The organism is Planktosalinus sp., from assembly GCF_059864935.1.
Window position 1 is genome coordinate 1 of sequence record NZ_JCBCCK010000107.1, and the last position, 6867, is coordinate 6867.

General features: G+C 39.1%; 8 protein-coding genes. 2 read left to right on the plus strand and 6 right to left on the minus strand.

Going from position 1 to position 6867, the window contains the following annotated elements; all coding sequences use genetic code 11:
* Both pckA and AC6F75_RS04610 read right to left on the minus strand, forming a co-directional pair.
* Positions 1–1265, minus strand: a 1265-nt coding sequence (gene pckA, locus AC6F75_RS04605; protein WP_500713772.1) for a phosphoenolpyruvate carboxykinase (ATP), incomplete at its 3' end; no start/stop codon positions are given.
* A gap of 76 nt (positions 1266–1341) precedes the next feature.
* Positions 1342–1731 (minus strand): DUF423 domain-containing protein, encoded by a 390-nt coding sequence (locus tag AC6F75_RS04610; RefSeq protein ID WP_500713773.1) that lies wholly within the window; start codon positions 1729–1731, stop codon positions 1342–1344.
* 75 nt (positions 1732–1806) lie between these two features.
* Between AC6F75_RS04610 and AC6F75_RS04615 the strand changes: the two genes are divergently transcribed.
* Together AC6F75_RS04615 and AC6F75_RS04620 are read left to right on the plus strand one after the other, a co-directional pair.
* Positions 1807–3177, plus strand: a complete 1371-nt coding sequence (locus AC6F75_RS04615) for a saccharopine dehydrogenase C-terminal domain-containing protein (RefSeq protein ID WP_500713774.1) — start codon at positions 1807–1809, stop codon at positions 3175–3177.
* 90 nt (positions 3178–3267) lie between these two features.
* Positions 3268–3951: an alpha/beta fold hydrolase gene (locus tag AC6F75_RS04620; protein ID WP_500713775.1), complete on the plus strand. Its 684-nt coding sequence runs from the start codon at positions 3268–3270 to the stop codon at positions 3949–3951.
* 50 nt (positions 3952–4001) lie between these two features.
* Here the strand turns inward: AC6F75_RS04620 and AC6F75_RS04625 are convergent, their stop codons facing one another.
* The 4 genes from AC6F75_RS04625 to AC6F75_RS04640 all read right to left on the minus strand — a co-directional run.
* Positions 4002–4688 carry a zinc metallopeptidase gene (locus AC6F75_RS04625; RefSeq protein ID WP_500713776.1) on the minus strand — a complete coding sequence of 229 codons (687 nt, stop codon included), beginning with the start codon at positions 4686–4688 and terminating at the stop codon, positions 4002–4004.
* 81 nt (positions 4689–4769) lie between these two features.
* Complete coding sequence (locus tag AC6F75_RS04630) at positions 4770–4970, minus strand: DUF5615 family PIN-like protein (protein ID WP_500713779.1); 201 nt, start codon at positions 4968–4970, stop codon at positions 4770–4772.
* Positions 4971–5107: 137 nt separating this feature from the next.
* Positions 5108–5347: a DUF433 domain-containing protein gene (locus tag AC6F75_RS04635; RefSeq protein ID WP_500713777.1), complete on the minus strand. Its 240-nt coding sequence runs from the start codon at positions 5345–5347 to the stop codon at positions 5108–5110.
* Between the two features lie 235 nt (positions 5348–5582).
* A partial coding sequence (locus tag AC6F75_RS04640; RefSeq protein ID WP_500713778.1) for a class I tRNA ligase family protein occupies positions 5583–6867 on the minus strand: 1285 nt, incomplete at its 5' end.

Sequence of the window (6867 nt, forward strand, 5' to 3'; positions counted from 1 at the left end):
CCGGCATCTTTCATTTTTTTGCTAAGCATTTCGGCATATTTGGTGGGATGTAACGGCATAAACGGTGCTCCAAAACAGGCTGAGAAGTTGGGTGTAGGTTCATCCACTCCGGCTTCGGTTCCTGCTACCTTAGCTGTATAACCGCTAATAAAATGATATGCAGCCTGTCCCGGAGTTAATTTTGAGATGGGAGGCAACACGCCAAAAGCATCTGCTGTAAGGAAAAATATATTTTTTGGGTTTTCGGCAATGGAAGGGGTTTGAATATTGTCAATGTGATAAATGGGATAACTCACGCGGGTGTTTTGTGTGATGGTAATGTCTTTAAAATCAACTTCACCTTTATCATTCATTATCACATTCTCTAGAATCGCTCCTTTTTTGATGGCTCTGTAAATATCTGGCTCTTGTTCTTCAGTAAGGTTAATTACTTTGGCATAACAGCCGCCTTCAAAATTGAATATTTTGTTGTCTTCTGTCCAGCCGTGTTCATCGTCACCAATCAATTTTCGGTTGGGGTCTGCAGAAAGGGTGGTTTTTCCTGTTCCGGAAAGGCCGAAGAAAATAGCCGTTTCACCATCTTCACCCACATTAGCTGAACAATGCATCGGTAAAGTGTTTTTGTCAACAGGGAGTATAAAATTCAAAGCAGAGAAAATCCCTTTTTTAATTTCGCCGGTATAACCTGTTCCACCAATTAAGGCAATTTTTTTAGTAAAGTTAAGAATGGCAAAATTGTGTTGGCGCGTACCGTCTTCATCTGCATCGGCCAAAAAACTAGGAACATTAATGACTAACCAATCTGGACTAAAGTTTTCCAACTCATTTTCTTCTGGACGAAGAAACATATTGTATGCAAAAAGGTTTGTCCAAGGATGTTCATTAATCACACGAATGTTCAATCTCAAATCGTCGTGAGCACAGGCATAGCTGTCTCTTACAAACACTTCTTTTTCTGATAAATAATCGGTGATTTTATCATAAAGCTTATCAAACTTATCTGTTGGAAACGGAATGTTGATGTTTCCCCACCAAACTTTGTCACGGGTTATATCATCTTTAACAATAAACCTGTCTTTTGGCGAACGGCCTGTAAATTCACCGGTATTGACTGCCAGTGCACCTGAATTGGCTTCAACGCCTTGGCCTTTTTCGATAGTGATTTTGTGGAGTTCGTCCGGAGAGAGTTGGTAGTTAACTTTTGCGTTTTTGATTCCGTATTGTTCTAACAAAATCGATTTAGTTGCTTGGCTACTATTGACCATAACTTATATTTAAGTGATTGTTGTGGGGTACAAAAGTAAAAAATATTTATGGAGAAAGTGTCTAAAAAAATAAGATTTATTCTGACTTTAACTTAATCAATTGAATAAGAAAATAAACCCAGCCAATAATAAAAAATGTACCACCAAATGGGGTGATAAAACCGATTACCCCGGGGTTAAAAGGAAGCACTTCCTTTAACGAAAGCAAATAAATGGACCCTGAAAAAAGCACTATACCAATTATAAAAAATAAAGTTGTATTTTTTTGAATTGTTTTAGAAACAGCACCGGATAAACCAATGGCTAACAGCGCCAAAGCATGATACATTTGATACCTAACCCCCACCTCAAATGTTGCAAGTGCATCAGCAGAAATAGCTGACTTTAAAGTATGTGCACCAAAAGCTCCAAACACCACAGCCAAAGCTGCAAAAATTACTCCCCAAATCACTGTTATTTTATGCATAGTTCTTTTTTGAAACGTTTACAATTTAGTACATTCGTAACCTACAAAATTAGCATACAAATTTACGAAAATACAATGAGGAATATCTTAATAATAGGAGCAGGAAGGTCATCAAGCAGTTTAATTAAATACCTGCTTGACAAGTCTGATGAAGAGGATTTGTTTTTAACCATCGGCGATGTCGATATTAAAGCGGCCATTTCTTTGATCAATAAACATCCCAATGCCAAAGCGGTAGTGCTGGATGTTTTTAATGACAAACAACGCAGGGAATATGTGAGTGATGCAGATATTGTTATTTCTATGCTTCCGGCGAGATATCATATTGAAGTGGCCAAGGATTGTCTGGAGTTTGGAAAAAACCTGGTCACAGCTTCATACATCAGTGACGAAATGCTTAATCTGGATAGCCGGGTAAAATCTAAAGGCCTTGTATTTATGAACGAAATTGGTGTTGACCCCGGCATTGACCATATGAGTGCCATGCAGGTGATAGACCGCATTCGCGAAAAAGGAGGTAAAATGTTGCTTTTTGAATCGTTTACCGGGGGTCTTGTCGCCCCTGAAAGTGATAATAATCTTTGGAATTATAAATTCACGTGGAACCCGAGAAATGTTGTTGTAGCAGGACAGGGGGGAGCAGCAGAATTTATTCAGGAAGGAAAATACAAGTATATTCCTTATCACAGACTGTTCAGGCGCACCGAGTTTTTAAATGTTGAAGGCTACGGAAGATTTGAAGGTTATGCCAATAGGAATTCTCTAAAATACCGCGAGGTGTACGGACTTCAAGATGTACTCACTATTTATCGCGGCACTATCAGAAGGGTAGGATTCAGTAAGGCGTGGAATATGTTTGTGCAACTGGGAATGACTGATGACTCTTACCGCCTTCAGGACACAGAAACCATGAATTACCGTGATTTTGTCAATTTGTTTTTGCCCTATTCGCCCACAGATTCTGTTGAACTGAAACTGCGTCACAACCTCAATATCGATCAGGATGATGTGATGTGGGAGAAGCTAGTTGAGTTGGATATTTTCAACCCAACAAAAAAAATAGGTCTAAAAAATGCCACACCTGCCGAGTGCCTTCAAAAAATCCTGACAGACAAATGGACACTTGAACCCAAGGATAAAGATATGATTGTTATGTATCATAAATTTGGCTATGAACTCAATGGAGAGAAACACCAAATTGATTCCAATATGGTAATTTTAGGCGATGACCAAATTTTTACCGCTATGGCCAAAACAGTTGGGTTACCTGTTGCTATTGCCACACTCAAAATTTTGAATGGCGAAATCACAACTCCCGGTGTACAACTTCCTATTAACAAAGAAGTGTATACCCCCATTTTAAAAGAGCTTGAAGAGTTTGGAATTGTGTTTAATGAATATGAAAAAGAGTATATTGGTTACAATCCTGATAACATGGAAGGCTAATGAAATGCCTTTTAGCGTATTTATCTATACAACTGGTATTATGTTTTGGGCATTACATCTGACCACTAAAAAACAGATATAAAAGAACAGATGAAAACCCTCTTACTACTCCACGGTGCAATTGGGGCAAAAGACCAGCTACAGCCACTGGCAGAGGCATTGAAAGACAGTTTTGAAGTGCATAATTTAAATTTCAGTGGCCATGGTGGTGAGCCATTTTCAGAAGCATTTACAATTCAGCAATTTGCCGACGAAGTTCATCAATACATATCAGATCACAAACTGAAAAATGTCTGTGTTTTCGGATATAGCATGGGTGGATATGTCGCTTTGTTTTTGGCAAATAAACAGCTTCATACCTTTGATAAAATCTTTACACTGGCCACAAAATTCAGGTGGTCGCCTGAATTAGCAGGGCATGAAGTCAAAATGCTGGACTCAAAAATTATTGAGGAAAAAATACCCGCTTTTGCGAAAGCACTTCAGGAACGTCACGCCCCCAATTCGTGGAAATTATTGATGGAGGAAACTTCCAAAATGATGCTAAATATGGGAGAAAACCCACCGCTCACGGTCAAAGATTTTCAAAACATTCACACACCGGTCAAATTGGCCGTTGGCAATGCTGACAAAATGGTGAGCATTGAGGAAACCGGCGAGGTTGCAAACTGGCTTCCAAATTCAGAGCTTTTAATTTTACAAGATGTTCCACATCCCATCGAAAAAGCACCAATAACTCGTTTAGCCGAAGTCATCAAAGCATTTATGAAATAAAAAAGCACCAAATTGGAGTTTGGTGCTTGAAGTTTTTGGTTTTTTTCTGTTTATTCCCTTCCGAGATAAATCATAATAAAATAAAGCAAGGTTGCCAGTGAACCCACGGCTGCCACCACATAAGTACGCGCCGCCCATTTCAACGAATCTTTAGCCCCTGCATGTTCTTGCTGGGTGAGCATGTTTTTATTGGTCATCCATGCCAATGCACGATTACTCGCATCATATTCTACAGGAAGAGTGATAAAACTGAAAAGTGTTCCCAGACCGTACATAATGATACCGATTAACAAGAGGGTTTGTCCAAAAGCCGAACCTGCAGCCAATATCAAACCACCCAAAATCACCCACTGAGAATATTGAGAAGCCACACTTACCACAGGAACCAGTTTGGAACGCATATCCAGCCACGAATAGGCTTGTGCGTGTTGCACGGCGTGACCCACTTCGTGAGCGGCCACTGCAGCAGCAGCGGCATTGCGTTGCATATAAACACCTTCACTCAGGTTAACAGTTTTCTTTAATGGGTTGTAATGGTCAGTAAGTTGACCGGGAGTGGAAATCACCTGAACATCACGAATCCCGTGATCGGCAAGCATTTTTTCTGCTATTTCTTTACCACTCATGCCATTCTGCAAATGGACTTTTGAGTATTTTTTAAACTTGCTCTTTAAGCGGTTGCTTACATACAAGCTTACGCCAAATATTACGGCAGCCAATAAATAATATCCTAACATTGTCTTTCTATTTTAAAATTAATCGACTTCATATTTAGCAAAAATCTTGCCGATTTTGGTGAGTGACAAATCGTCTTATGCTTATTTGATGACTTCAATTTTTGTCTCTTCCAGGATAACAAAGTTTGAAGAAGAGATGTGTTCTATACAAGTCAACCAATGACTTTCAAAATGGGCGTGCAACTCTTTTAATGAACAATTTCCCAATTTGATATGAATAATTTTTGGCGCTTCTATTTCCAGTAAAAACTTAGTATAAAAATCGGTGTCTTTTGTGACAATAACCTATTGGTGTTCAAATGCATATTTCCAAATAAAAGTATCTGTTGCAGAACTATTTATGTCACTAACAAACAGGAAATCGGGAGAGTTAAAAAAAGAAAAGTGTTTTGGTAAATTTACATCTACAAGAAACCGCATCAACTGACCAATTGAAATTCATTTTTGTTTGTTGACAAGCCTTTCAGTGCGAAATAAATACAGGCCTGAATGTCTTCTTTTTCCAAAAAAGGATATGCTTCCAAAATTTCTTCGGTAGAATCGCCAGCAGAAAGATACTGAAGAATGGTTTCCACAGTAATACGCAGGTTTCTCACAACAGGTTTACCGTTGCAGATATCCGGATTAATGGTGATCCTATTTAAAAGAGTTGTATCCATTCTGCTAATTTACAGATTTTTATTAATTGTAGAGTCTAACTTAACCGATTTTTATGAGTGACAATTCGTCTTGTATTTTATTATTTAATTGGAGCTGTTTCCCGCTTTCCGGCTATATCCCTCACTTACCGTTCGGGGATACCGCTTCAATCGGGGCTAAAGAAATTGTATTTCAAAAACTCAAAATCCAAATTTTGAACTAGAACCTGAAACTTGAAACCAGAAACCAGAAATATTATCCCACAATATTCACAATCTTCCCGGGCACCACAATCACTTTTTTGGGTGTGCGTCCTTCAAGGTATTGTTGGGTTTTTTCGTTTGCCATCACAGCTTTTTCAATCTCAGCGGCACTCAAATCCAAGGGTAATTCCATTGTAAAGCGCATTTTCCCGTTAAACGAAATGGGATACTCCTTGGTGCTTTCAACCAAATAGGAAGCATCAAATTCAGGAAAAGCAGCTGTCGAAATACTTTCTGTATGACCCAATTTGCTCCACAATTCTTCTGCGATATGCGGTGCATAAGGCGAAATCAACACCAACAAAGGTTCCAGCACTTCGCGTGAGTTACACTTGTGTGTCGTCAATTCATTCACCGCAATCATAAAAGTGGAGACCGAAGTATTAAAACTAAAGTTCTCAATGTCTTCCTCTACTTTTTTAATGGTTTTGTGCAGGGTTTTAAGAGCCTCCCCCAGCCCCTCCGAAGGAGGGGAGTCAGAAACGTAAAACGTACCGGGTTCTCCCCCTTCGGGGGAGTTAGAGGGGGCATTATGATACAATTTCCAAAACTTTTTCAAAAAGCTGTGCACTCCTGTAATACCCGCCATATTCCAGGGTTTGGCCTGCTCCAGCGGACCGAGGAACATTTCATACATACGCAAGGTGTCGGCACCATATTGGTCGCAAATGTCATCGGGGTTGACGACGTTGTATTTGGACTTGGACATTTTTTCGACTTCGCGACCTACTTTAAATGTACCGTCATTCTCTGTGATGAAATGAGAATCTTTAAACTCAAGGCGCCACGCTTTAAATGCTTCTAAGTCAAGTTCATTTGAAATATTAACAAATGAGACATCTGCATTAATCTTATAAGTAAAAACTTTAGGTAAAGTTTTAAACAGACCAGAATTTATCTGTTTATTTAGTGTTTCGAAAACCTTATTTTCATTTATAATTACACACAATTTTTTTATGATGTTTTCTTCAGATAGATTATTTGAAACAAAAATAGTTGGGTAATATTCTGAAGAGGTTGGAGTGTCTTCAATTAGGTCATCACTATTTTTATATTCAAATACAAATCCTAACCTACTCACAAAAGCACTCTCCCCCAAAATCATCCCTTGGTTAATCAACTTTTTAAAAGGCTCGTCCACTTTTAAAAACCCGCGGTCGTATAAAAACTTCGTCCAGAAACGGCTGTAAAGTAAGTGTCCGGTGGCGTGCTCGCTGCCGCCGATGTATAAATCGACGTTTTGCCAATAGTCCAGGGCTTCCCGGCTTGCAAATTCG

Coding starts and splice junctions, on each gene's coding strand:
- AC6F75_RS04610 (WP_500713773.1), bottom strand. CDS start 1,731: ATGCATAAAATAACAGTGATTTGGGGAGTAATTTTTGCAGCTTTGGCT.
- AC6F75_RS04615 (WP_500713774.1), top strand. CDS start 1,807: ATGAGGAATATCTTAATAATAGGAGCAGGAAGGTCATCAAGCAGTTTA.
- AC6F75_RS04625 (WP_500713776.1), bottom strand. CDS start 4,688: ATGTTAGGATATTATTTATTGGCTGCCGTAATATTTGGCGTAAGCTTG.
- AC6F75_RS04635 (WP_500713777.1), bottom strand. CDS start 5,347: ATGGATACAACTCTTTTAAATAGGATCACCATTAATCCGGATATCTGC.
- AC6F75_RS04620 (WP_500713775.1), top strand. CDS start 3,268: ATGAAAACCCTCTTACTACTCCACGGTGCAATTGGGGCAAAAGACCAG.